This is a genomic window from Calidifontibacter indicus, assembly GCF_003386865.1.
Classification (GTDB): Bacteria; Actinomycetota; Actinomycetes; order Actinomycetales; family Dermatophilaceae; genus Yimella; species Yimella indica.
Genome location: NZ_QTUA01000001.1, coordinates 187359 through 212859, shown reverse-complemented (window position 1 = coordinate 212859; position 25501 = coordinate 187359). Strand labels below are relative to the sequence as shown.

Annotated in this window: 20 protein-coding genes; 10 read left to right on the top strand and 10 right to left on the bottom strand. The window is 68.9% G+C overall.

What is annotated here, in order from left to right; all coding sequences use genetic code 11:
• Positions 1–17 precede the first annotated feature (17 nt).
• Both DFJ65_RS17290 and trxA read right to left on the bottom strand, forming a co-directional pair.
• Positions 18–344: a DUF2599 domain-containing protein gene (locus DFJ65_RS17290; RefSeq protein WP_170143950.1), complete on the bottom strand. Its 327-nt coding sequence runs from the start codon at positions 342–344 to the stop codon at positions 18–20.
• A 182-nt stretch (positions 345–526) separates the two neighbouring features.
• Complete coding sequence (trxA, locus tag DFJ65_RS00955) at positions 527–910, bottom strand: thioredoxin (protein ID WP_115921397.1); 384 nt, start codon at positions 908–910, stop codon at positions 527–529.
• Positions 911–1006: 96 nt separating this feature from the next.
• Between trxA and DFJ65_RS00950 the strand changes: the two genes are divergently transcribed.
• The gene (locus DFJ65_RS00950) at positions 1007–1807 is read left to right on the top strand and encodes a crotonase/enoyl-CoA hydratase family protein (RefSeq protein ID WP_245949901.1); all 801 of its coding nucleotides are present in this window, start codon (positions 1007–1009) and stop codon (positions 1805–1807) included.
• 72 nt (positions 1808–1879) lie between these two features.
• Here DFJ65_RS00950 and DFJ65_RS00945 read toward each other — a convergent pair whose 3' ends face one another.
• Both DFJ65_RS00945 and DFJ65_RS00940 read right to left on the bottom strand, forming a co-directional pair.
• A complete protein-coding gene (locus tag DFJ65_RS00945) occupies positions 1880–3379 on the bottom strand; it encodes a HEAT repeat domain-containing protein (protein WP_115921395.1) in 1500 nt (499 codons plus the stop codon).
• Positions 3380–3661: 282 nt separating this feature from the next.
• Positions 3662–4084 (bottom strand): hypothetical protein, encoded by a 423-nt coding sequence (locus DFJ65_RS00940; protein ID WP_115921394.1) that lies wholly within the window; start codon positions 4082–4084, stop codon positions 3662–3664.
• A 231-nt stretch (positions 4085–4315) separates the two neighbouring features.
• Here DFJ65_RS00940 and DFJ65_RS00935 point away from each other — a divergent pair, with 231 nt between their 5' ends.
• Positions 4316–4825, top strand: a complete 510-nt coding sequence (locus tag DFJ65_RS00935; RefSeq protein WP_115921393.1) for a DUF3253 domain-containing protein — start codon at positions 4316–4318, stop codon at positions 4823–4825.
• Between the two features lie 124 nt (positions 4826–4949).
• A complete protein-coding gene (locus DFJ65_RS00930) occupies positions 4950–6197 on the top strand; it encodes an NAD(P)/FAD-dependent oxidoreductase (RefSeq protein WP_115921392.1) in 1248 nt (415 codons plus the stop codon).
• Positions 6198–6213: 16 nt separating this feature from the next.
• Here the strand turns inward: DFJ65_RS00930 and DFJ65_RS00925 are convergent, their stop codons facing one another.
• The gene (locus tag DFJ65_RS00925) at positions 6214–7833 is read right to left on the bottom strand and encodes an AMP-binding protein (RefSeq protein WP_115921391.1); all 1620 of its coding nucleotides are present in this window, start codon (positions 7831–7833) and stop codon (positions 6214–6216) included.
• Positions 7834–8050: 217 nt separating this feature from the next.
• Here DFJ65_RS00925 and DFJ65_RS00920 point away from each other — a divergent pair, with 217 nt between their 5' ends.
• Both DFJ65_RS00920 and DFJ65_RS00915 read left to right on the top strand, forming a co-directional pair.
• Positions 8051–10105 carry an NAD(+) synthase gene (locus DFJ65_RS00920; RefSeq protein WP_115921390.1) on the top strand — a complete coding sequence of 685 codons (2055 nt, stop codon included), beginning with the start codon at positions 8051–8053 and terminating at the stop codon, positions 10103–10105.
• Between the two features lie 75 nt (positions 10106–10180).
• Positions 10181–13462, top strand: coding sequence for a DEAD/DEAH box helicase (locus tag DFJ65_RS00915; protein ID WP_115921389.1), 3282 nt, complete (start codon positions 10181–10183; stop codon positions 13460–13462).
• A 23-nt stretch (positions 13463–13485) separates the two neighbouring features.
• Here DFJ65_RS00915 and DFJ65_RS00910 read toward each other — a convergent pair whose 3' ends face one another.
• Positions 13486–14967 (bottom strand): HNH endonuclease, encoded by a 1482-nt coding sequence (locus DFJ65_RS00910; protein WP_115921388.1) that lies wholly within the window; start codon positions 14965–14967, stop codon positions 13486–13488.
• A gap of 356 nt (positions 14968–15323) precedes the next feature.
• Between DFJ65_RS00910 and DFJ65_RS00905 the strand changes: the two genes are divergently transcribed.
• On the top strand, positions 15324–16199 hold the full coding sequence (locus DFJ65_RS00905; protein ID WP_115921387.1) for an SDR family NAD(P)-dependent oxidoreductase: 876 nt from the start codon (positions 15324–15326) through the stop codon (positions 16197–16199).
• 54 nt (positions 16200–16253) lie between these two features.
• Here DFJ65_RS00905 and DFJ65_RS00900 read toward each other — a convergent pair whose 3' ends face one another.
• Positions 16254–16745: a hypothetical protein gene (locus DFJ65_RS00900; RefSeq protein ID WP_115921386.1), complete on the bottom strand. Its 492-nt coding sequence runs from the start codon at positions 16743–16745 to the stop codon at positions 16254–16256.
• A 189-nt stretch (positions 16746–16934) separates the two neighbouring features.
• Here DFJ65_RS00900 and DFJ65_RS00895 point away from each other — a divergent pair, with 189 nt between their 5' ends.
• On the top strand, positions 16935–18359 hold the full coding sequence (locus tag DFJ65_RS00895; RefSeq protein ID WP_115921385.1) for an FAD-binding oxidoreductase: 1425 nt from the start codon (positions 16935–16937) through the stop codon (positions 18357–18359).
• A 58-nt stretch (positions 18360–18417) separates the two neighbouring features.
• On the opposite strand, the gene DFJ65_RS00890 is transcribed toward DFJ65_RS00895, so the two are convergent.
• Entirely contained in the window at positions 18418–19077 is a 660-nt protein-coding gene (locus DFJ65_RS00890) for a response regulator (RefSeq protein WP_115921384.1), read from the bottom strand.
• The gene (locus tag DFJ65_RS00885; RefSeq protein ID WP_170143949.1) at positions 19074–20357 is read right to left on the bottom strand and encodes a sensor histidine kinase; all 1284 of its coding nucleotides are present in this window, start codon (positions 20355–20357) and stop codon (positions 19074–19076) included. The genes DFJ65_RS00890 and DFJ65_RS00885 overlap by 4 nt, the downstream gene beginning before the upstream one ends.
• Positions 20358–20530: 173 nt before the next feature.
• Between DFJ65_RS00885 and DFJ65_RS00880 the strand changes: the two genes are divergently transcribed.
• From DFJ65_RS00880 to DFJ65_RS00870, 3 genes are all read left to right on the top strand, one after another.
• On the top strand, positions 20531–21343 hold the full coding sequence (locus DFJ65_RS00880) for a DUF4352 domain-containing protein (protein WP_115921382.1): 813 nt from the start codon (positions 20531–20533) through the stop codon (positions 21341–21343).
• Between the two features lie 125 nt (positions 21344–21468).
• Entirely contained in the window at positions 21469–23634 is a 2166-nt protein-coding gene (locus DFJ65_RS00875; RefSeq protein ID WP_115921381.1) for an ArnT family glycosyltransferase, read from the top strand.
• A gap of 29 nt (positions 23635–23663) precedes the next feature.
• On the top strand, positions 23664–24506 hold the full coding sequence (locus tag DFJ65_RS00870) for a dolichyl-phosphate beta-glucosyltransferase (protein WP_115921380.1): 843 nt from the start codon (positions 23664–23666) through the stop codon (positions 24504–24506).
• 1 nt (position 24507) lies between these two features.
• On the opposite strand, the gene ligD is transcribed toward DFJ65_RS00870, so the two are convergent.
• Complete coding sequence (ligD, locus tag DFJ65_RS00865) at positions 24508–25488, bottom strand: non-homologous end-joining DNA ligase (protein WP_115921379.1); 981 nt, start codon at positions 25486–25488, stop codon at positions 24508–24510.
• Positions 25489–25501: the final 13 nt, after the last annotated feature.

Below are 25501 nucleotides of genomic sequence, written 5' to 3'. Positions count from 1 at the left end.
AAACTTTCGCGGGGAGGCTACTCCGGTCCGCCTGGGTTGCAGTAGGCCGCGATGACATCGTCCATCGACACGGTCGGGCGCCAGAGTTCGAGGTTCCAGGTCGGCTTGCCACGGGCGTAGCGCCAGTGGCAGTCGAACTGCCGCTGCATCGACACCGTGTTCGCGGTGGGGGCTCGGCGGACGACCTCGTTCCAGGCGGCGGCCTCGGCGGCCTGGTCGGTCACCGTCCGGCCGGCCGTCGTGGGCGTGAGGATGAGGTCGTTGCCGTGCCGACCGGGCACCCACTGCAGAGTGCCGATGTACGGCGGGCCGGGCTGGGTGGTCGACGAATCGGTAGTCGACACAGCCGAACTCGCGACCGGAGGCGTTGACGCAGTCGGCTGGGTCGCCTGGCTGGACGTCGCGGTGGAGGTCTGCGTGGACGTCGCTGCAAATGTCGCAGCAGCGGTCTGCGTCGGGCTCGACCCACCGCTCGAACACGCCGCGCAGCCGAGCGCAAGCAGCGCTACGGCGACGCGGCGCATGCTCAGTTCTGCGAGCCGCCCTCGGCGGCCTGCTGCTCGGCGATCTCGGCGTGGATCTTGTCCATCGGCAGCTCACGGATCTGGCCGATCAGGTCGGACAGCATCGCCGGGGGCATCGCGCCCGACTGCGAGAAGACCATGACGCCCTCGCGGAAGGCCATGATCGTCGGGATGCTGCGGATGTTCATCGCGGCACCGAGTTCCTGCTGGTCTTCGGTGTCAACCTTCGCGAACACGATGTCGTCGTGCTTGGCCGACTCGGCGTCGTAGACCGGCGCGAACATCTTGCACGGACCGCACCAGTCGGCCCAGAAGTCGACCAGCACGATGTCGTTGTCCTGGATGGTCTGCACGAAGTTGTCGGTGGTCAGGGCGGTGGTGGCCATCGGTGGCCCTCCTCGAAGCTGGAAGTCTCGTTTCCCATGTTCCAACGTCCGGGCGGCGCAGGCATTCCCCGAGGTGTCGCTGATTACGCTGGCCGGGTGACCTCCCTGATCAGCTGCACCGTCCGTGACGGCATCGCCGACGTCCGTCTCGACCGGCCGGAGAAGTACAACGGCCTCACCTTCGAGTTGTTGCGTGAACTCATCGCCACCGCGCACCGGCTGCGGGGCGACCGCACGCTGCGTGCAGTGGTGATCAGCGGCAACGGCGACGCGTTCTGTGCCGGCCTCGACTTCGCGTCGGTTTCGAAGAAGCCGTGGCAGATGCCGGTGGGGATGCTCCCGGTGCCGTGGCGCGGCACCAACACCTTCCAGGAGGCGTGCTGGGCCTGGCGGCGTGTGCCGGTGCCGGTGATCGCCGCGGTGCACGGCCACTGCTACGGCGGTGGCATCCAGATCGCGCTCGCCGCCGACTTCCGCTTCACGACCCCTGATGCGAAGTGGTCGGTGATGGAGGGCAAGTGGGGGCTGGTGCCCGACATGTCCGGCGTGCGGTCGCTGTCGCAGTTGGTCGGAGTCGAGACCGCGAAGCGGCTGACGATGACCGCCGAGGTGATCAGCGGACAGCAGGCCCACGACCTCGGCCTGGCCGGCTGGGTGACCGACCAGCCGCTCGACGACGCGTTCGCGTTCGCGCGCGAGTTGGCCACCAAGTCGCCTGACCAGTTGGCCGCCGCGAAGCGCTTGTTCGACTGGCACCACGCCTCCTCGGCCCGGCGCACCTTCGCGGCCGAACGCCGCGAACAGGTGAAGCTGCTGCTCGGACGAAACCACAAGATCGCGCGCACCGCCGGGATGAAGCGCGAGACCCCGCAGTACGTCGACCGCGGCGCCCGCTGACCGCTGTCCGCTGACCGCCGTCCGGCCCGGGTGTCCGATCGACGCCGAGGCACCCGGCAGGCACTCGAGGTCTCAGACGACCTGACTGCCGGGCGTCGGCCCGTCGCCGCGGTGACGCATCCACCACTGCGACGCCCGGAGTTCGACGGCGGAGTCGACCCGCACCTGGTGACCGAGCATCCCGAGCGCCATCAGCGCCTCGGCGCGGTATCTCGGGTCGGTGCACAACACGGTGAGTCGCGCTGCGGCCTCCTGCACGCCCCCGCGTCCGGAGGCGACGATGCCGTTGGTCACGACGTGCGGGTCGGGGGAGTCGAGTAGCCGGGTCAGCTGCACCCGGTCGTCGGGTGCGACTTGGCGCAGCATGTTGGCCGCGGCGTGGCGGGCGATCGGGTCGGGGGAGGAAGTGGCGACCTCCACCGCGGTCAGCGCGACCGCGTCGCGGTAGGGACTGGCACTGATGAGCTGATTGGCCATTTGCTGCTTCTCCAGCAACACCTCCGACAGCGCCTCCTGCAGCAGCCTTTCGATCATCGCGTCGTGTTCGATGCCCGAGGTGCGCCGCACGGCGTCGACGTACTGCTCGTAGTGAGGCGGCTTTTCGACGTAGCTGCGCCGGGTCCACACCGGCGCCGGCGGGTAACCGAGTTCGGACATCGTCGTCGGTCCAAGTCGCCCGGCCAGCATGTAGCCCATCTCCTGCTCGGCCGCAGAGCCGTCGTCGACCAACAGCCGCAACCGCGGACGCAGCCGGAACACGTCGTCCCGGCTGAGCTCGACGCGTCCGATCATCGTGGCGAGGCCGTACGCCAGCCCGAGCGAGCGTTCGTCGTCGCCGGGCACCAGCCGGTCGATCAACGACCGCGCGATACCCGGTCTGGTCGCTTGCGACAGCGCATCCCACCCGTTGCGGGCCAACGGCACGCCCGGCTCGGCGATCGCGCTGACGATCTCGGCCTCGACCGGTTCGGCGAACAACGGGTCGGCGAGCAGGATCGACAGGGCCGACCACCGGCTGGAGTAGTCGAAGTGCCCGGACCGCAGCATTTGCACACTCAGCGTGTAGGCCCAGCGCCGGACGGTCGACTCGGCGGGTGGTGTGACACGGGGGTCGGTGAGCAGCTCGGCCAGGGCGATCCAGTCGGCGCCGGTCGCGATGTCGGCGACGATCCGCTCGTCGAGCTGCGACAGCCGCCGGAAGACCTGCGCCCGGTCGGCGGGTTGGCGGTCGACCGCGTGGATCCGGGCGGTCTGCTGCATGCCGCCGACGGCGCCGAGCAGTTCGCCGGGCGCGAGGCCGAGTGCCCGTTCGTACGCGCCGACCAAGCCCAGGGACGTCGTCACCCGGCCGCTCTCCCACAGCGACACCTGTGAGGCGTGGCGTCCGGGATAACCGACCTCGGTGAGCCGGTCGACGAAGCGTTCGGCGGTGGTCGATCCCCACGGCGAGGCCAGCCGGCTGACCCGCAGCAGCCAGGCGGTGCGGGCGGTGACGTCGATGACAGGGTCGAGCAGGTCGCGTCCGTCGACCGGCAGCCGACGCGGTGCTCCGCGAATACGTGCCCAACCCATGAATCACCCCTTGCCCGGGTCGAACCCCTCTCGACCGACCGGGCCAGGGTGACGCACGTGGTGGCGTGTGCGCCAGTCCCTCAGCCGAAATTTCTTCGATTGTCCAAGCAGCGGAACGCCCTCCCGGGATGAGGTCGACCCCGTTTGGTGGACATCCTGATCGTCAGGTTGAGGCCGTTCGCACAGACGCCCCAGTTCGTCGACCGCGCCTGACGTCCTGCGTCGGCGCAGCCCGGAGCAGACGCGCCGAGCACGAGGGCCGGCCCCGATCCGGGTGAACGGTCAACCCAGGTTCAACCGGTCGAGGAAGCCCTCGACATCGGCGACGGTGAGCGTGGCATTGGGGTGGGTGATGAACCCGGTGGGGTCGATTCCGCGGACCGTCTCTTTGAACGACAGGCACACCGCCGCGTCCGCGTTGGTCGCGAAGGTGACCCCTCGGTCGGCCAGCGACAGATGGGCCGGTCCGGCGGTCTTGAGGAACGAGAACCCGCCGGTCCGCTGCGCGGTGTCGATGTTGGCGAGTTCGGTGCGCAACTGCCACGGACCGAAGCGCACCCGCAGTACGTCGTCGCCGATCTCGGCCCATGCCGTGCGCGCAGTGACGCCGAACGGAAGCCCTGCGACCCGGTAGGCGCGGGTGAAAGCGAACGGGAATCGGGTCGGCGTCCCGCGCCGGGTCGGTCGGGTGTGGTCGCCGGTCACAAGGAGCGCAGCGGACGGTCTAGAAGTCCGGCAGTTCCGCGCGTCACCAGGTGGACGGCGCGAATCGTCGTGCTCATCACAGTCATGCGGCTGATGTTAGGAGGCGGGGAGCATGCCCGCTACACCCCTACCGGCCATCGACGTGAGGAGCGCCAGGGCCGCCGTACACCCGCAACGCGTCTACGATCGACGGTCCGGGTATGGGCTGGAACGGGGACGAAGGGGGCACGGATGGCAGTCGATCGGGACGGTGTGGAGCGGACGCCCGACGGGCGATACCTGGTCGTCGGCGGCCGCAAGTGGCGCGCCGCCGACCCGTCGATCCCGGACGACCTACGCGTCCAACTGGTCTCGGTGCTGATGCGTGGCCGACGGCTGGTGAAGACCTGCGGTGACCTGGCCCGCCCGGTGGTCCACGACGCGAAGGTCGCGCTCGGTGAGCGTGGCCGACCCTGGTGGGACACCGACGTCGAGGGGCAGCAGGAACGCCTCGCTGCGACCATCCGCACCCTGCTGCGGCACCGAGCCGAGGGGGCGACCATCTGCCCGAGTGAAGCTGCGCGGGTGGTCGGCGGTCAGCAGTGGCGAGAGCTGATGCCCCTCACCCGGGAAGTGGCTGTGGGTCTCAGCAGTCAGGGCATCGTCGAGGGTCGGCAAGGCGGCCGGGTCATTGATCTCCAGGACGCTGTCGGACCGGTCAGGCTGGCTGCCGGGCCCCGCTTCGAACGAGGCCCGGACTGACGTTCGTGGTCGGCGCATCCTCCATCGCCCTGTGCACCGCGCCGGCCCGGTCCGACCGGACATACTCGATCCGTACGCGCCGCGGGAGAGCGGCGCATCGTCCTGACAACGAGGGGAATGCGTGATGTCACCCACCACCCACGACGTGGTCGTCATCGGAGCGGGGCTCGCCGGGCTGCAGTGCGCCCAGCGACTCGCCGGCGCGGGCGTCGACGTCCACGTCCTGGAAGCCGACGACCATGTCGGCGGACGGGTCAGCACCGACGTCGTCGACGGGCATCTGTGCGATCGAGGTTTTCAGGTGCTCAACCCGTCCTACCCGCGGGTCAGACACGACATCGACGTGGATGCGCTCGGGCTGAGCCGGTTCGGACGCGGGGTGGAGGTCGTCCGTGACACCGGGCGGGTCGCCCTCGTCGACCCGACCAGGAAGCCGGGCGCGCTTGGCTCGATGGTGCGCTCGGGATACCTGACGCCAGGTCAGCTCTCCGGCCTCGTCCGCTGGGCCGCGCCTGCACTCGGACCGGTCGGCAGGCTCGTGCGCGACGAACGAACCTGGGCGAAGTCGCTCGACGACGCGGGTCTGCACGGCGGGCTGCGCACCGAGGTCGTCGAACGGTTCGTCGCCGGCGTCGTGCTCGACGGCGACGGGAGTTCCTCTGCAGCCTTCGTGCGCCTGTTGGTGCGCTCGTTCATCCTCGCCACACCGGGTCTTCCGCGGGACGGCATGCGGGCGCTGCCCCAGCAGATCGTGGCCGAGCTGGGCGACTGCGTCACCACCGGGGTGCGGGTGACCGCGGTCGACCAGCGCTCCGACCACGTCACCATCCGAACCGCCGCGGAAAGCGTCACCGCCCGCAAGGTCGTGGTCGCGGTCGGCCCGCAGCACCTCGCGGACCTCGTCGATCTGCCCGCGCCGCAGACCAAGGGGTTGGTGACGTGGTGGTTCAGCAGCAAGGAGCGGCCGGACAGCTCGGACATGCTCGTCCTCGACGCCCGCACCGACGCGGCCGGTTTCGTGAACACCGCCGTCGTGAGCAACGCCGCCCCGAGCTATGCGCCGGCAGGGCGGCACCTCATCCAGGCAACCGCGGTCGACGCGTTGGGCGTGCCGTCCGACGCCGAGGTGGTGCGCAGGCTCGGGTCGATGTACGACTGTCGCGCCCAGGACTGGGATCTGCTGGTGCGGCACGACATCCCGCACGCGCTGCCGGCGCAGCCCGCCCCGATCGAGATGCGCAAACCGGTGCGGGCGGGTGACCACGTGTTCGTCGCCGGTGACCACCGCGACACCGCGTCGATCCAAGGAGCCCTCGCATCCGGCACGCGCGCCGCCCGCGAAGTGCTGGCCGATCTCGGCGCTGGAGGGTGAGACGTAGCGCGCCGGATCAGGACAGGCCGAGCCGGGCCGACGTCACCTCACGCATCTCGACCTTGCGCACCTTGCCGGTGACCGTCATCGGGAACTCCTCGACCAGTTCGACGTAGCGCGGCACCTTGTAGTGGGCCAGCTGCCCGTCGCAGAACTGCTTGAGCGATTCGGCGGTGATCGGCTCGGCGCCGGGTCGCATCCGGATCCAGGCGCACAACTCCTCGCCGTACTTCTGGTCGGGCACCCCGATCACCTGGGCATCGACGATGTCGGGGTGGGTGTAGAGGAACTCCTCGATCTCGCGCGGGTAGATGTTCTCGCCGCCGCGGATCACCATGTCCTTGATGCGGCCGCTGATCTGCACGTAGCCGTCGTCGTCCATCACCCCGATGTCGCCGGTGTGCATCCAGCCGTCCTCGATCGCCTCGGCGGTCTTGTCGTCCTGGTTCCAGTAGCCGAGCATCACCGAGTAGCCCTTGGTCAGGAACTCGCCCGACTTGCCGCGCGGCTGGGTCTCGCCGGTGACGGGGTCGATGATCTTGATCTCCAGGTGAGGGCCCACGAAGCCGACCGTGCCGACCTTCTGCTCGAAGGTGTCGTCGGTGCGGTTCTGGGTCGACACCGGGGAGGTCTCGGTCATGCCGTAACAGATCGTCATCTCCTCGATGCCCGTGGCGATGAGCTTCTTCATCAGTTCGGCCGGGCAGGGCGAGCCGGCCATGATGCCGGTGCGCACCTTCGACAGGTCGTAGTCGGCGAAGTTCGGCAGGCCCCACTCGGCGATGAACATCGTGGGCACGCCGTAGAGCGAGGTGCATTGCTCGTCCTGGGTGGCCTGCAGCGTGGCGGCGGGGTCGAACCCTGGGGCCGGGATCACCATGCAGGCGCCGTGTGAGGTGCACGCGAGGTTGCCCATGACCATGCCGAAGCAGTGGTAGAAGGGCACCGGGATGCAAACCCGATCGGCCTCGGTGTAGTCGCAGCGCTCGCCCACGAAGAAGCCGTTGTTGAGGATGTTGCGGTGCGAAAGGGTCGCTCCCTTCGGGAATCCCGTTGTGCCCGAGGTGTATTGGATGTTGATCGGGTCGTGGTTGTCGAGTCCGACTTGCGCCTGTGCGAGTTCGTCGGCCGAGACCTGATCGGCGCCGGCGAGCAGGTGCTCCCATTCGGGGGTGCCGAAGTAGATCGCATCGCGCAGGTCGGGGCAGTCGCCGCGCACTTCCTCGATCATGCCGCGGTAGTTGCTGGTCTTGAACTCGCTCACCGCGAACACCAGCGAGATGCCCGACTGGTTCAGCACATACTTCAGTTCGTGCGCCCGGTAGGACGGGTTGACGTTGACCAGGATCGCGCCCATCTTCGCGGTCGCGTACTGCACCAGCACCCACTCGCTGCAGTTGGGCGCCCAGATCCCGACCCGATCGCCCTTGGTCACCCCGGCCGCCATCAGCGCGCGGGCCAGCCGGTCGACGTCCGCCTGCAGTTCGCGGTAGGTCCACCGCTTCCCCTGGGCCACGTGGACGAGCGCCTCGCGGTCGCCGAACCGGGCGACGGTGGCGTCGAAGTTGTCGCCGATCGTCTGCTCGATCAGCGGGGTGTCGGTCTCGCCCTTGGTGTGGGACACGGTCTGGGTCATCGGCGAACCTCCGGTCGGGTGTCGGTCGCCCGCCAGCCTAGTGAGCCGGGTCACACGGCGATGGTGTGGCCACCGGTCACCCACCGCGAAGAATCCGCGTGAGTTTGTGGGGTTCGCGCACGCGACGAACCCCACAAACTCACGCGGATTCTGCAGGCGGGCTGTTCGGATGCGGGCAGATCCCGCACCGCGGCGACGACCTGACAAGATCGGACGCATGGCCGCCAGCTTCGATTTCCGCAGTGCCTACGCCCACGGTTACGCCCGGATCGCCTCGTGCACCGTGCCCACCTCGATCGCCGATCCCGACACCAACGTCGCGACGGTGATCGAGCAGGTGCGGGCGCTGCACACCCAGGGGGTGGCGCTCGCGATCTTCCCCGAACTCGGCCTCAGCGGCTACGCGATCGAAGATCTTCACCTGCAGGACGTCGTGCTCGACCGGGTGCTCGCGGCCATCGACACCCTGGCCGCGGCGACGAAGGACCTGCGGCCGATCGTGGTCGTCGGCGCACCACTGCGCAACGGCAACCGGCTCTACAACTGTGCGGTGGTGGTGCAGGGTGGCGAGGTGCTCGGGGTGGCGCCGAAGTCATACCTGCCCAACTACCGCGAGTTCTACGAGAAGCGACACTTCGCGGCCGGCGACGAGTCGTTCGGCGACTCGATCGCCTTGGGCGGCAAGCAGATTCCGTTCGGACCCGACCTGCTGTTCGAGGCTGTCGACGTGCCCGGTCTCGTCGTGCACGTCGAGGTCTGCGAAGACATGTGGGTGCCGGTGCCGCCGTCGTCGATGGCCTCGCTCGCCGGTGCGACCGTGCTCGCCAACATCTCCGGCAGCCCCATCACGGTCGCCCGCGCCGAAGACCGGCACCTGCTGTGCCGGGCGCAGTCTGCCCGCTGCCTGGCGGTGTACGCGTACGCCGCGTCGGGCCAAGGGGAGTCGACCACCGACCTCTCGTGGGACGGCATGACGATGATCTACGAGTGCGGCGACCTCCTCGGGCAGACCGAGCGGTTCCCCGACGGTCCGCGCAGCACCGTCGTCGACATCGACCTCGACCGCATCCGCCAGGACCGCCTGCGCGACGGGTCGATCGACGACAACACACGCACGCACGGTGAGGTGACCGGCGCGTTCCGCACCGTCGAGGTCATGCTCGACCCGCCGTCCGGTGACATCGGGCTGCTGCGCAAGGTCGACCGCTTCCCGTTCGTGCCCGACGACGAGTCGCGCCTCGCGCTCGACTGCTACGAGGCGTACAACATCCAGGTGTCGGGCCTGGTGCAACGGTTGCGTGCGATCGGCGACCCGAAGGTGGTCATCGGGGTGAGCGGTGGGCTCGACTCCACCCACGCGTTGATCGTCGCGGCCCGGGCGATGGACCAGATGGGTCGCCCGCGCACCGACATCCTGGCCTACACGATGCCCGGCTTCGCGACGTCCGACTACACCAAGTCGAACGCGTACAAGCTCGCCGAAGGGCTCGGCGTCAGCTTCGCCGAACTCGACATCCGACCGACCGCCACCCAGATGCTCAAGGACATGGGCCACCCGTTCGGCGACGGCGAGCCGGTGCACGACGTGACCTTCGAGAACGTGCAGGCCGGCCTGCGCACCGACTATCTCTTCCGGATCGCCAACAAGGAGAACGGAATCGTGCTCGGCACCGGCGACCTGTCCGAGCTCGCGCTCGGCTGGTGCACGTACGGCGTCGGCGACCAGATGTCGCACTACACGGTCAACTCCGGCATCCCGAAGACGATGATCCAGCACCTCATCCGGTGGGTGGTCGACGAGAAGCTGTTCAACGACGAGACGGGTGCGGTGCTCACCGACATCGTCAACCAGGAGATCAGTCCCGAACTCGTGCCGACCAAGCCGGGCGAGAAGATGCAGTCGACCGAGGACAAGATCGGGCCCTACCCGCTGCAGGACTTCAACATCTTCTACACGCTGCGCTACGGCTACCGGCCCAGCAAGATCGCCTTCCTCGCCTGGCACGGTTGGAAGGACGCCGAGACCGGCCAGTGGCCGGCCGGCTACCCGCAGGAGAAGCAGATCGCCTACGACCTGGCGACGATCCGCTCCTGGCTCGAGGTCTTCCTCCAGCGGTTCTTCGCGTTCAGCCAGTTCAAGCGGTCGGCGCTGCCGAACGGACCGAAGGTGATGGCCGGCGGGTCGGTGTCGCCGCGCGGTGACTGGCGGGCGCCGTCCGACGGCAACGCGCAGGCCTGGCTGGCCGATCTGGAAAAGGTGCCCGGGCAGTAATCGCCCGTTCACCTCCGATTTCCCGGACGTCCCCGTGATTTCCCGGATGTCGGGGGATCGGGTTAAGTTCGGAAGATGGTCTCCTCACCCTCGCTCCAGGTGCGCGGCGCGGCCTGGCTCGCCCAGGTGAGCGACGAGGAGGTCATTGCCCACGTCGGACGCTTCGCCTACGAGCGAGCGCTGGGCTATGTCGACGCCGAGCGCGTCGAGTCGATCAACGTCGGCGACAACGGACGGCTGCTGATCGGCACCATCTCCGGTGGCGCGGTGCGGCCCTACACCGCGATGTTGACGGTGCCGCGCGTCGGCGCCCCCGCGCGCGAATGGAGGTCGCGCTGCTCCTGCCCGGTGAAGCAGGCCTGCAAACACGTCGCGGCGATGGTGCTTGCCGGACGCGAGGCCCTCGGCGGTCACTCCCGTCCCGAACCCGACGGCAACGAGACCTGGCGCGAGTTCACCGACCGGTTCCTCGGTGACGACGAAGGCTCCCAGACCTTCACCGACGCCGACGCGCTCGGCCTGCGCATCCAGCCCACGATGGCACCCCGGTCCGGCACCGACTCCTCCCCGCGCACCCGCTTCGAGCTGGTGCCGTGCCGGCGCGGCAAGACCGGCCGCTGGAACATGTCGATCGAGTGGACCGACGTGCGCACCGACGCCCGCAGCACCGGCCGCCGGTTCTTCGTGCCCGAGCAGTCGCAGGCGCTCGCCCGCATCCTCGAACGCTGGCGTGCCGGCGGCAATGTGATGACCCGCGCACCCCGGTTGACCCTCGACGAGCTCGGCGGCGGCGTCTGGGACGACCTGCAGTTGGCCGTCGCGGCCGGCGTCGAGTTGCTGCCCGCGTTCGCCCACCCCGACGCCACGGTCGAGTTGTTGTCGAGCCCGGTGCGCACCGACGTCCGGTTTGCCGACGGGCCCCACGGCGAACTCATCGGCCGCACCGAGATCGACCTGCACCGGCCCGGACGGCTCGTGCTGATCGGTGACCCGGTGCACGGTCTGGTGATCGTCGAAGACCAGAGCCTCGTGCTCGCCGGGCTCGACCGGCCGATGTCGTCGATGGCGCAGTGGTTGGCCACCAACGGGCCGGTCACCGTGCCCGAGGCGATGGCCGACTCGTTCCGCGAGGCGCAGCTGCCGAAGCTGGCGCGCCGCTACGGCGTGGTCTCCGGCGGGTCGATCGACCGTCCGCGGGCCGCGCTCGTCGAGCCGCTGCGGCTGCACCTGCGGGTCGAGCGCGAGTCCGACACCGCCGTCCGGGTGAGCACTCGGGTGCGTTATCCCGGTGGCGAACTGCACTCGATGGCGCTCGACGCCACCGCGTGGGCCGGTCGCGACCGGTCGGCCGAACGGGTGCTGGTCGAGCAACTCGAGGGCGTGCTGCGACGCGCGTCGATGCTCGAGGCGATCGGCGGCATCGGGTGGTGGCCCAAGGACGTCGAGGTCTTCTGCGACTTCGCCGCGGTGAAGTTCACCAACCTGTTGGCCGAACTCGACGACCACGACCTCGTGATCATCGAGCGGGCCGACGACCTGCCGATCTTCGAGGAGGCGCAGGACGAACCGCTGATCGAGATCGGCGCCGAGGAGTCGGACGACATCGACTGGTTCGACCTGCGGATCGAGATCACGGTCGGCGGCGAGAAGGTGCCCTTCGAACCGCTGTTCCGGGCCCTGGCCCGGGGCGACGACCTGCTGCTGCTTGATTCCGGCACGTGGTTCTCACTCGATCACCCTGAGCTGCAACGGCTTTCGTCGCTCATTTCCGAGGCGAGGGAGCTGTCCGACCGGCGCGGTGACGGCCTCAGCCTCAACAAGTTCCAGCTCGGCTACTGGGACGAACTCGTCGAACTCGGGGTCGTCAGCAGCGCGTCGTCGGCGTGGACCGAACGGGTGGCGGCCGTCAACGCCGTCGGACGCAGCGAGCCGCCGGCGGTGCCGAACGGGTTCAAGGCGACCCTGCGTCCGTACCAGGTGGACGGCTATCACTGGCTCGCGAGCATCTGGGACGCCCAGCTCGGCGGTGTGCTTGCCGACGACATGGGTCTGGGCAAGACCGTGCAGACGCTGGCGATGTTGGCTCGTGCCCACGAGGCGGGCGAACTGACCGACCCGGTGCTCGTCGTGGCGCCGTCGTCGATGGTCGGCACCTGGGTGCGTGAGGCCGCGACCTTCGCGCCCGACCTGCCGGTGGTCGCGGTCCGCAACACCGCTGCCAAGCGTCCGGAACCGTTGAGCGACACCGTTTCCGGTGCCGCGATCGTGGTCACCTCCTACACCGTGCTGCGGTTGGACGCCGACGAGTTCAGGTCGCTGGGTTGGCGCGGTCTGGTGCTCGACGAGGCGCAGTTCATCAAGAACCACCAGAGCAAGACCTTCCACGCGGCCAAGCGGCTGCGCTCGCCATTCACCCTGGCGATCACCGGCACCCCGCTGGAGAACTCGCTGATGGATCTCTGGTCGATGCTCGCGCTGGCCGCACCGGGGCTCTTCCCGAAGCCGGAGCTGTTCTCCAGCACCTACCGCAAGCCCATCGAGTCGGGCGCCGAGCCCGACAAGCTCGACATGCTGCGCCGCCGGATCCGTCCGTTGATGATGCGCCGCACCAAGGAGGTCGTCGCCGCCGACCTGCCGCCCAAGCAGATCCAGCTGCAGGAGATCACGCTCACCGGCAAACACGAGGGCTACTACCGCCGGCAGCTGCAGAGGGAGCGGCAACGCATCCTCGGTCTGCTCGACGACCCCGACGCCAACCGCATCGCGATCCTGTCGTCGCTGACGCGGTTGCGGCAGATCTCGCTCGACCCGAGGTTGGTCGACGACGAGTACACCGCACGCGAGCCGAGCGCGAAGATCGGATTCCTCGTCGACCAACTGCGCGAACTGTCGGCCGAGGGGCACCGGGCGCTGGTGTTCAGCCAGTTCACCTCCTACCTGCGGCTGGTCGAGTCGGCGCTGCACGACGCGGCGATCACCACCACCTACCTCGACGGTTCGACCACCAACCGGCAGGCGGTCATCGACGAGTTCAAGGACGGCGACGCCGCGGCGTTCCTCATCTCGCTCAAGGCCGGCGGCGTCGGACTCACCCTCACCGAGGCCGACTACGTGTTCGTGCTCGATCCGTGGTGGAACCCCGCCGCCGAGGCGCAGGCCATCGACCGCGCCCACCGCATCGGTCAAGACCGCCCGGTGATGGTCTACCGCCTCGTCTCCCAGGGCACGATCGAGGAGAAGGTCGTCGAACTGCAGGAGCGCAAGCGTGACCTGTTCGCTCGGGTCGTCGACGGCGGCGAAGGCGCCAGCGGTGCCATCACTGCCGACGACATTCGCGCGATGCTCCAGGACGGCTGACCCACTGCACCGTGACCAGGCAGTCACGGGTCAGGCCGCAGACGCGGTCTTGGCGTAGTCCCACGTGACGCCGGTGGCGGTGAGGTTGTCGCGGTGCACGATCCGGTGATGTGTTGTGCAGAGGAGGGCACTGTTCTGAAGTGAGGTTCGCCTCCGGCCCACCAGGATTCGACGTGGTGGACTTCGCACATGACGGGTGGTCGGTCGCAGCCGGCGTAGGTGCAGTGTTTGTCGCGGTGGATGACGGCGCGTCGTAGTTCGTTGTCGACGAGTCTTCGTTTGCGTCCGACGTTCAGGGGTTGGTTCTTAGATCCGAGGACCATCGGCAGGATGCCTGCGTCGCAGGCGAGTTGTCTCACCGTGTCGGGGGTGATGCCGACGCCGGTGTCGGTGATGCCGAGGCCGGCGAGGATGCCAGCGAGGACTGCGAAGTCGATGGTGACGACCAATGTTGCTGATCCGCGGGTGTTGACCTGTCCGTCGGCGTCGACTGCTTCGGCGCCGAGGCCGAGCAGAAGTAGGAGGGCGTCGACGCGGCGTTTGCCGGGGGTGCGGGGGTCGGGGTCGCCGGTCTTGCGGGAGTTGCCGTTCTCGTCGGGGGTGTGGCGGTGGTGCGGGTTGTCGCAGCAGTCGGACTTCGGTGACGGTGCGGCCAATGCCTGGATGGCTTGGATGAAGGCTTGGGCGTGGTCGGGGGACAGGTCGGCGATGAACCGGATCATCCCTTCGGGCAGGTCGGTCCAGGACAATGATTCGACGTTTTGGAGGGCGTCCTCTTTCTCGTCCAACACGTCGTCGCCGTATTGGGCGAGGATCCGTTTGGTGAGTTCCCGGACGGTTTTCGCACCGGAGCCGGGGCCGAGGGTGAGTAGCCAGTCGTAGATCTCGTCCCATTCCGCGTTGGGCAGGACGGCTTTGATCTTGTCAATGGTGTCGAGGCTGGTTTTGGCGATGGTGGTGTTGACCTGTCCGGTGATGACCGCGTCGATGAGTTTCTGGTGCCGGGGTGTTTGGGCGGCGTCGGCGAGTTTGCGGATCCGCGTGGCGTGCGCGGGTTCCATGCCGGATCGCCACAGTTCCTCGCAGGAGTCTTCGGTCGAGCCCTCGGTCGAGCCGCCGGTCGAGTCGGTGGTCGCTTCATCGACGGGTTCATCAATGGGGACCAGCGGCCCGGACACCGTGACCGTTTCGGCGCCGAGCAGCGCGGAGGCGGCTTCGCCGGTGGACAGGCGTTGAACCCATTGGGTCGCGTCGGCTGCGGTGGAGCGGTAGACCGCACCGCGTTTGATCGCGTCCGCGGTGAGTGCGACCACGGTCGCTTCAGCTTGTTGCATCACCAGCAGAGCCGAGCGGGTGACGTCGGTGAGTTCGGCGTCGGTGAGGTTTGCGGGCAGGTGGGCGAGGCGGGTGATCGATTCGAGTGAGGACGTGATGGCCTCGGCGCAGGCGGCGGCTTCACCGGGGTACGAGTCGTACCGCTGGTCGAACTGTTCGTCGATGCTCATGCGCGGATCCCCCTCCCCGGGTGTGCCGTCCGGAATGCCTTCATCGTACGTCCGTTCGAACCGGCGCACAAGGGTTCAGGACACGAATTTCGCTGAAAGACAGAAGAATTCGCTACCGTTCGGTATCCACAGCCCCTCGAAACCCTTGGTTCATCCACAGGGCGACTGGCCGTGCAGCACCACCACCCGCAAGCCGCAGACCCGTCCACCCGCAAACATTCGACCCGCCCACCCCGCAAACGCTGCACCTGCCGACAGAGGCTGCTGTTGCAACAGCAGCATCTGTCGGGAACCGCAGCGTTTGCGGGAGGGTGTGCGGCCTCTGCGGGACGGGTCGAGCCGGTAACGTCCCGCGCATGAAGAACCCGTTGCGACGCGACCCCGAATCCTTCACCGGCAAGCGAGCCCTGGTCACCGGCGGTGCGTCGGGTCTCGGGCTGGCAATGACGAAGGAACTGGTGGCGGACGGCGCGAAGGTGCTCGTCGTCGACGTGCACGAGGTCGCGCCGGAGGGCGTGCTGCCGGCCGGCGTCGAATACCGGCAACTCGATGTGCGATCGGACGAGGCGTGGGAGGAGACCCGCAACTGGGTCGAGGCCACCTGGGGCGGGCTCGACCTACTGTTCAACAACGCGGGAGTCGCCGCCGGCGGACGGATCGATGTCGAGTCGATGGCCAACTGGCACTGGATCATCGACATCAACCTGCTCGGCGTCGTCCGCGGCTGCCGCACGTTCGTGCCGATGATGCGCGAGGCCGGTGGCGGTCACATCGTCAACACCGCATCGCTCGCCGGTCTGGTTCACGCCCCCACGATGGCGTCGTACAACGCGGTGAAGGCAGCGGTCGTCGCGGTGTCGGAGACGCTGCGTCACGAACTCGCCCCCGACAACATCGAGGTGTCGGTGATCTGTCCGTCGTTCTTCCGCACCAACCTCGCAGATTCGTTGCAGGGCAAGGATGTCGAGACTGAACAGAGCGCGGTCGACCTCATCACCAAGGCGCCGCGTTCGGCGGAGCAGGTGGCGGCGAAGGCGCTCGAGGGCGTGCGGCAGCGCAAGTTCATCGTGCTGACCGACGCCGACGGCGTGGCCGCCTACAACGCGAAGCGGTATGCCCGCAAGGCGTACGACGCCGCGATGATCCGGTCGGCCAAGCAGGTGCGCGCCGGTAAGGACCCGATGGGCGAAGTCGGCAAGTTGCAGGAGCGGATGCGCCGCCGACGTGGCTGATCCTGCCCGGCGGCCGCGCCGATCTTCTGGCCGTGCCGCTGCCCGAGCCGGCGGTTACGTGGTCTGGTTGGTCGCCGAGGCCGGCTTCGTCGGCACGCTGCCCTGACCCCACGACGGGGGCTGCTGGCCCTGCTGACCCTGCTGGCCCTGCTGACCCTGCTGCGTCGACTCCGAGCCGCACCCGTTCGGCATCGTCCCGCCCGGGAACTCACCGCCGCCCGGGAATCCCATGCCGCCGCGTCCGCCGGGCCCCATCTGGCGACCGTCACCCCCACCGATGCTCGACCCGAGTGGGACGGACGCCGACGCCCCGGCGGCGCCGGCCGACGCCAGCCCGATCGCCATCGCCGCAACCACCGCGGTCTTCTTGCCCGACCAACGTCGCTGGTTGGCTTCGGGCACGCTCAGTTCGCGCTCCTGCGTGACCGAGGCCGGCTTCATCTGCGCGGGCGACTGACCTGCGGGCGACTGCTGAGCGGACGACTGCTGCGCGGGCGCACCGGCGAACGGGTCGTGGGCAGAGCGGGGGTGATCGGCAGGGTTCATCGAGACCTCCAGTGACGTGGTGTCGGGACGTGGTGTCGGACGGGAAAGACGATGGCGCCGTCCGCTGTGGCACGCCTGTGTCGCCGGTGTCACCCGGCGATGGGACGAACTACCCATGGCGCATCACCGACGGCGGGAGGACAGTGGAAACCACGAGGTCGGGCGACCTCGTGAACGGGGGTTCGGATCATGGACTTTTCACGTCGTTCGCTGCTCGGAGCAACGACCGGTGCCGCCTTCGGCGCGATGGTCGGACGCGCCGCACCTGCCACCGCACTCGCCTCGGCGGCGCCCGACTGGACGGCGCTCGACCGTGCCGTCAGCGGTCCGGTGTACCGACCCGGATCGAGCGGTTACGGCTCCAGCAAGTTGATCTTCAACACGCGCTACGACGGTGCGACGCCGTTGGCGGTGGTGCGGCCGGTCGCGCAGGCCGACATCCAGCAGACCGTCGCGTTCGCCCGGCGATACGGGCTGAAGATCTCGCCGCGCTCGGGCGGACACTCCTACGTCGGTGCCTCGGCGGCGTCGGGCACGATCGTGCTCGACCTGCGCGGCATGGCCTGGGGCTCGATCATCACCGGCACGTCGGTGCAGGTCTTCACCGGGTCGACGCTGTACCCGGTGAAGGCCGCGCTCGCCGCGCGCGCACTGGCGATCCCGACCGGCACCTGCCCGACCGTCGGCGTCACCGGACTCACCACCGGCGGCGGCATCGGGGTGGAATCCCGACGCTGGGGGATGACGTGCGACCGTGTCACCTCGATGACGGTGGTCACCGGAACCGGTGCGGCACTTCGGATTTCGGCATCGGCGCAGCCCGATCTTTTCTGGGCGTTGCGCGGTGGCGGCGGAGGCAGCGCCGCGATCGTGACCAGCCTGACCTTCGCAACCCACAGCGCCACCGCCAAGGGCACCTTCCGACTGACCTTCCCGAGTTCGGCTGGTGTGGCCGTGCTGAACGGGTGGGCCCGATGGGCCGCATCGACGGGGCTCGGACGCTGGGCCAACGTGCATGTCAACGCGCTCGGCAACGGCGGGATCTCGATCAGCGTCGTCGGTTCGACCGAGGCCGGCGACGAGCGAGCCGCTGCCGCAGCCCTCGTCTCGGCGATCGGCGTGCGCGCATCGTCGGCGAGCTACCAGCAGCTGTCCTACCTGTCCGCCGTGCGCTACTTCGGCGGTGGTACGACCTCGGCGCGGCAACCGTGGTCGGCCGGCTCCGACGTGTTGCGCGGCATGAACACCGCGGTCGCCTCCGCGCTGCTGGGCACCATGCGGGCGCGCTCGGCCGCGGGTGGAACCGGGTCGGCGATCATCGACCCGCTGACCGGCGCAGTCTCAACGCCGTCGGCGACGGCGACCGCCTTCCCCTGGCGCGACCATCTCGCGACGGTGCAGTGGTACGTCGGCGGCACCAACTACACCTCCGCCTACCGGTGGATCGGCCAGGCGCACGCGGCGCTCGCGCCCTACTCGACCGGCGGCTACGTGAACTATCTGGAGGCGGGCGCCTCGATGGGGCGCTACCTCGCCGGCAACCTGGCCCGGTGGCGTTCGGTGCGCAGCACCTACGACCCCGCCGGCGTGCTCGCAGCCCCGATCGCCCCCTGACGAATGTTTGCACGACACGCGACGGCCGCGCGCGGATCTGCACACTTTCGCGGGTGGGTCAGACCAGCCCGGCCTTGGTGACGAGCACCGCGACCCCGACGCGTCCGCCGACACCGAGCTTGCGTTGCGCATTGGCGAGGTGTGTCTTCACCGTCGCCTCGCCGAGGTAGAGCTTGGCGCCGATCTGCGCGTTGGACAGTCCGCGGGCGACCTCGACGGCGACGTCGCGTTCGCGCGCGCTCAACCTCGACAACGCCGCGCTGGCCGCGTCGCGATCGCTGCGGCCCTCGTTGAGCACGTCGAAGACGTAGGGCACCTTGTCGGGCGACAGCACCCCCGCGCCGGCGTGCACCGTGCGGACGGCCTGGACGATGTCGGCGGGGTTGGCGGTCTTGAGCAGGAACCCGGCCGCGCCGCCGGCGATCGCGCGCCGCACCACGTCGTCGGTGTCCCAGGTGGTCAACACGATGATCCGTGGCGGGTGCGGCAGCCGGTTGAGCGCCGCGGTGGTGACCAGGCCGTCCTGCCGCTTCATCCGTACGTCGAGCAGCACCACGTCGGGGTGGTGCCGGTGGATGGCGTCGATCACCTCGTCGCCGTCGGTCGCGGTGCCCACCACGTCGATGTCGGGTGCCGAGCCGACGATCAGCTCGAGCCCGGCGATCACCATCGGGTCGTCATCGACGATGAGCACTCGGATCGGTCGAGGGTCGGTCATCGGCTCACCTTCTGTTCGGCCGGACGGAACTGCCACGGCAGACGCACCAATACCCGGAACGCACCGTCGTCGTCGACCCACGCCCACGACTGACCACCGCATTGGGTGACGCGTTCGTGGATGCCGGTCAGGCCGTTGCCCGGGCGGAACGACGCCCGGGTGCCTGGGGTGCCTTGGGTGCCCGGCGCCATCCGGTTGGCCGTCGAGATCTCGATGCCGCTCGACGGACGCGCCTCGAGGTGCAGCCGGATCATCTCGTGCGGGGAGTGCTTGCGGGCGTTGGTGAGGAGTTCCTGAGTGATGCGGTAGACGGTGTGGCTCACCTGTTCGTCGAGGGGCGAGGAGTCGTCGATGAAGATCGACGACGCCACCGGGCTGCCCGCGGCGAGCGACTCGTCGATCAGCCGGGGCAGGTCGTTGAGAGTGAGCAGCGCCTTGCTGACATCGGGGTCGCCGGGCTCGCGCAGCAGCCCGAGCAACGACCGCAGGTCGGCCATCGACTGCTGGGCACTCTCGCGCACGACCCGCGCGCTGCGCGCGATCTTCGGGTTGTCACCGGCGGCCATCTCCAGCGCCCCGGCGTGCAGGTTGAGCAGCGACAGCCGGTGACCGAGGGCGTCATGGATCTCGCGGGCGATGCGCTCGCGCTCGGCGCGCCGGGCCACCTCCTCGCTCAACCGGCTGATCTCGACGGTGGCGATCGCTTGGCTGCGGGTGGTCGTGTCGAGCGCGCGCCGGCTGCGCAGCAACGCCACGATCAGCACGTCGGCCCCGACGAGCACCAGGGTGATGATCAGCACCAGCCACCACGGGAACGCGGTGTCTTTGGCATAAGGAAAAACGCTGCGCCACATCGAGGACACCGACGGCACGCCGTCGTGTACGTCGCGAGCCACCGAGACTCCCACAGCGACCGTGGCCAGCGCGGTGGCCGCCGCGGCGCGTCGTGGTGCAGTTCCCAGCAGCAGCACAGTGAACAGCCCGGCGAGCGGCAGGAATCCGTCGATCGGCAACACGATGGTGGCGATGCACCCGGCGAGGAAGATCTGCCACGGCCAACGCCGGCGCCAGACGAGGCACACGCAGATGGACACCGCGACGAACCAGCCGAGCAGGCTCCAGCCGTTGGTTTCGGTCTGCACGTCGGACGAAGTGACACCGGCCTGCCGGGCGTCGTAGTAGGCGACGCCGAGCGTGGTGGAGCAGATCGCCATCAGCACGAGCGTGGTCGTCCGCACCCGGCGCCACGCTCGTGCGCTGCGTCCGGACGAGTCGTTCATGCGCCCAAACATAGGGGCACGCACCGACAGCCGGATCCCCCGATCGGTGCGGCCGTGCCGGGCAGGCTCCCCCGATCGGTGGAGGCAGGGCGAGCCTGCGGACGGAGGTGGCAAGGGGCCGTGCCGGCGTCCACTTGGGGCATTCAACCGAACACCCTCGGAAAGGACCCGAAATGAACGCTCAGCAGCACCCCGGCAACGGTCAGAACCCCGTCCAGAACAACGGCCAGGCGCCGGGCAACGCCCAGGCACCAGGCAACGGCCGGCAGTGGCACGGCCGGCAGCCCTCGCCGTACAACCAGCAGGGTCACCTGCCGCCGGCGCCGCCGTACGTCGGCGCGCCGCAGAAGAAGAACTGGTTCCTGCGCCACAAGGTGCTCACCGGGCTCGGCGCTCTCCTCCTGGTCGGCGGCGGTGCGGCGGCCGCCGGCGGTGGAGGGGACACCTCGACCGACACCGCGTCGACGCAATCCTCGTCGATCTCCCCGGAATCGTCTGCGGCACAGTCGAGTTCGTCCGCTGCGACGAGCGGGGCGACGACCAAGGCGACGACCGGCGCAACGTCCGAGGCGGCGAAGAAGAACACCACCCCCGGCCTCAACACCCCGGTGCGCGACGGCAAGTTCGAGTTCACCGTCACCAAGGTGCAGACCGGCGTCAAGAGCGTCGGCGACCAATACCTCGGTCAGCAGGCGCAGGGGCAGTACGTGCTGATCACGCTGACCGTGAAGAACATCGGCGACAAGCCGCAGACGATGTTCGACAGCAACCAGGAGCTCACCGACGCCCAGGGCCGCACCTTCAGCCCCGACTCGACGGCGGCGATCTACATGAAGAACAACGAGATCTGGATGAAGGAGATCAACCCCGGCAACCAGATGAGCGGCACGCTGGTCTACGACATGCCGGCGGGTGCCAAGCCGGCCTCCATCGAGCTGCACGACTCGATGTTCTCCGGCGGCACGAAGGTGTCGCTCACCCAGTGACCGCGCGGTCGTCCCGCTCTTCGCACCAGGGGCGAAGAGCGGGATCCGCGTGTGGACGACGGTCCATCAGCGCGACCTAAGCGACCCACAGCAGCCGCATAGCCGGCGCCGCCACGGTGGTCGGCATGGACGACGCCATCGCGCAGCTGCGCACCACAAATCCCCAGTCGCAACCACGCAGCCTCAGTCGCTGGCGACCGACGCGTGCCACCTCTGCCGACTCGGCAGCCGCAGAACGCGGTGAGCGTGGCGCACCCGGCCACTCCGGCGGACGGTTCGCCCGGGTGGTTCGGGGCGCCGACACCGACCCGCGGTGGGCGCGTCCGGCGTTGCTGGGACTGTTGCTCCTCACCGCGATCGCCTACTTCTACAACCTGACGGCGAGCGGTTACGCCAACTCGTTCTATTCCGCAGCGGCACAGGCCGGTTCGCACAGCTGGAAGGCGTTCTTCTACGGATCGTCCGACGCCGCGAACGCGATCACCGTCGACAAGCCGCCGGCTTCGTTGTGGGCGATGGCGCTGTCGATCCGGGTCTTCGGGCTGAACTCGTTCGCGATCCTGCTGCCGCAGGTGCTCATGGGCCTCGCGACCGTCGGCGTCGTGTACGCGACGGTGAAGCGCTACTTCGGCGCCGCGGCGGGTCTGCTGTCGGGCGCGGTGATGTCGCTGACCCCGGTGGCGGTGCTGATGTTCCGCTTCAACAACCCCGACGCACTGCTCGTGCTCTTGATGGCGCTCGGTGCCTGGGCCACGATGCGCTCGATCGAGAAGGGCTCGGCCAAGTGGATGATGCTGGTCGGCGTCTTCATCGGGCTGGGCTTCCTGACCAAGACGCTGCAGGTGCTGCTCGTCGTGCCGTTCTTCGGCATCGCCTACCTGGTTGCCGCCAACACCACCCTTCGGCGTCGCGTCGTCGGGGCGGTCGCGGGTGTTGCCGCGATGGTGTTGTCGGCCGGCTGGTGGGTCGCGATCGTCGAACTCGTGCCGGCATCGATGCGGCCCTACATCGGTGGCAGCCAGGACAACTCGTTCCTCTCGCTCACCTTCGGCTACAACGGTTTCGGCCGTCTGAACGGCAACGAGACCGGCTCCGTCGGCGGCGGCAACGGCTGGGGCACCACCGGCATCGGCCGCATGTTCAGCAGCCAGATCGGCGGGCAGATCTCCTGGCTGATCCCGGCCGCACTCGTGCTGCTCGTGGCCGGTCTGGTGATCCGCGGACGCCGTCCGCGCACGGACCTGCGGCGTGCCGCCTACCTGGTGTGGGGCGGTTGGCTGCTGGTCACCGGCCTGACCTTCTCGTTCATGGCGGGCATCTTCCACGAGTACTACACCGTCGCTCTCGCCCCGGCCGTCGCCGCTGTCGTGGGCATGGGTGCGGCCGAGGCGTGGGAGAAGCGTGACGGCTGGTTCGGACGCGGCACGCTCGCCGCGGCGACCGTCGCGGCGTCGGTCTGGGGCTGGGTGCTGCTCAGCCGCACCACGGCGTACGGCGACTGGCTGCGCTTCGGAGTGCTGGCTGTCGGCCTGGCCGCGGCGGCGCTGATGCTGGGGCTGAACCTGTTGCACCGCAAGGCGATTCCGTTCGTGGTCGCGGGTGCGATCGTGGCCGGTCTCGCGGGCCCGGCGGCGTACTCCTGGACCACCTTGCAGACCGGGCATGTGGGCTCGATCGTGACGGCTGGCCCGAGCACCGGCGGCATGGGTGGCATGGGTGGCGCTCGCGGCGGCACCCCGCCCACCGGTGGCTTCGGCGGAGCCCCGGGTCAGGGCACGAACGGCACCGGTGGCACGAACGGCACGACCCCGGGTGCTCCTGGTGGCACCAACGGAGGCACCAACGGAGGCACCACGGGTGCACCCGGCGGTACCACGGGCGGCGCCACCGGCACCGGCCAGACCGGCGGCATGGGCGGTCTGCTCAACGCCAGCACCCCGAACACCGCGGTTGTGGCTGCGCTGCAGGCGGATTCGTCGAAGTACACCTGGGCGGCGGCCGCGATCGGCAGCCAGAACGCGGCCGGGCTCCAGCTCGGCAGTGGTCAACCGGTGATGTCGATCGGCGGCTTCAACGGCAGCGACCCGTCACCGACCCTGGCCCAGTTCAAGCAGTACGTCGCCGAGGGCAAGATCCACTACTTCCTCGCCGGTGGCGGCATGGGCGGGGCTACGGGCGGCGGCTCGAACACCGCGTCGCAGATCAGCTCGTGGGTGACCGCCAACTTCAAGTCGGTCACGATCGGCGGCACCACCTTCTACGACCTCACCCAGCCGCTCTCCGGCAGCTGAACGGCCCTGTGCAAGAAAGGAGTTGAATCATGACCGTACTCGTCGACATGCCGCAGGAGAAGGTGAATCCGGCGCCTCGCACCGGGCCGTTGGGGCACCCCGTCCTCGACGTGGTGATCCCGGTCTACAACGAGGAGGTCGCGCTCGAGGCGAGCGTGCGCACGGTGCACGACTACCTCGTGCAGCACTTCGCCTACCCGTTCCGGATCACCGTGGCCGACAACGCCTCGACCGACGGCACCTTCCAGAAGGCCCGCGCGCTCGCCCGGCACCTGCCGAGTCTGCGGGTGGTGCACCTGGAGCGCAAGGGGCGCGGCCGGGCCCTGAAGCAGGTGTGGTCGGAGTCGGACGCCGCGGTGCTGGCCTACATGGACGTTGACCTGTCGACCGACCTCAGTGCGCTGGCGCCGCTGGTCGGGGCGTTGATGTCAGGCCACTCCGACGTCGCCATCGGCTCCCGGCTGGCGCGCGGCGCCAACGTCGTCCGAGGGCCCAAGCGGGAGTTCATCTCGCGCTCGTACAACCTCATCCTGCGCGCCACCTTGCACGCCCGGTTCAGCGACGCACAGTGCGGTTTCAAGGCGATCCGGGCCGACGTCGCCCGCGAACTGTTGCCGATGGTCACCGACACCAGTTGGTTCTTCGACACCGAGTTGCTGGTGCTGGCGGAGCGGGCGGGGCTGCGCATCCACGAGGTGCCGGTCGACTGGTACGACGACCCCGACAGCCGCGTCGACATCGTCAGCACCACCCGGGACGACCTTGCCGGCGTGTGGCGGATGCAGCGTGAACGCCGAGGCCTCGCGCCGCAGCTGGCCGATGTGCGCGACCGGATGGGACGGGGCGCCCTGCTCGATCCGCCCCGCGGCTGAGCTACTCGTTCGGCTCGGGCGGCATCTGCGCGCCGTCGCGTTCGTCGCGGGCGGCCCAATCGAGCAGCACGTCCAATCGGTGGGCGACCTCGTCGATCTCGGCGGTGAGGTCGCCCACCTGCGCGTAGCGGGCCGGCACCGTGGCGATGGTGCACTCCCGCGGGTCGATGTCGGCCAGTTCGTCCCAGTCGAACGGGGTGGACACCGTGCCTTCGGGGTTGCCCCGCACCGAGTAGGCCGACGCCATCGTGTGGTCGCGGGCGTTCTGGTTGTAGTCGACGAACAAGGAAGCTGGGTCGCGATCCTTGCGCCACCACGTGGTCGTGACGTCGCCGGGTGCCCGGCGCTCCACCTCCCGGGCGAACGCCAGCGCGGCGCGACGAACGTCCTGGAATCCCCACTCCTGCTCGATCCGCACGTAGATGTGCAGCCCTGACCCGCCGCTGGTCTTGGGGAAGCCGCGAATTCCCAACTCGTCAAGGAGTTCCCAGCAGACGTCGGCGACGCGTCGCACCCGGTCGAACCCGCACTCGGGCATCGGGTCGAGGTCGATGCGCCACTCGTCGGGCTTCTCGATCTCCGGGCGTCGGGAGTTCCAGGGGTGGAACTCGACCGTCGACATCTGCACTGCCCAGATCACCTGTGCGAGCTCGGTGACGCAGAGCTCGTCGGCGGTGCGTTTGTAGCGCGGGAAGAAGACGCGCACGGTGTCTATCCACTCGGGCGCGCCGTGCGGCAGCCGCTTCTGGTGCACCTTCTCCCCGGAAACGCCGGTCGGGAAGCGGTGCAGCATGCACGGACGGTCGCGCAGCGCGCGCACGATGCCGTCACCGACCGACAGGTAGTAGTTGACGAGATCGAGCTTCGTCTCGCCCCGAGCAGGGAAGTAGACCCGGTCGGGGTTCGACACCGACACGATGCGCTCGCCGACCTCGATCTCGACCTTGGGGGAGCTGCTGCGCCGTCCCGGTAAGGCTGCCATGGTCCGAACCTAC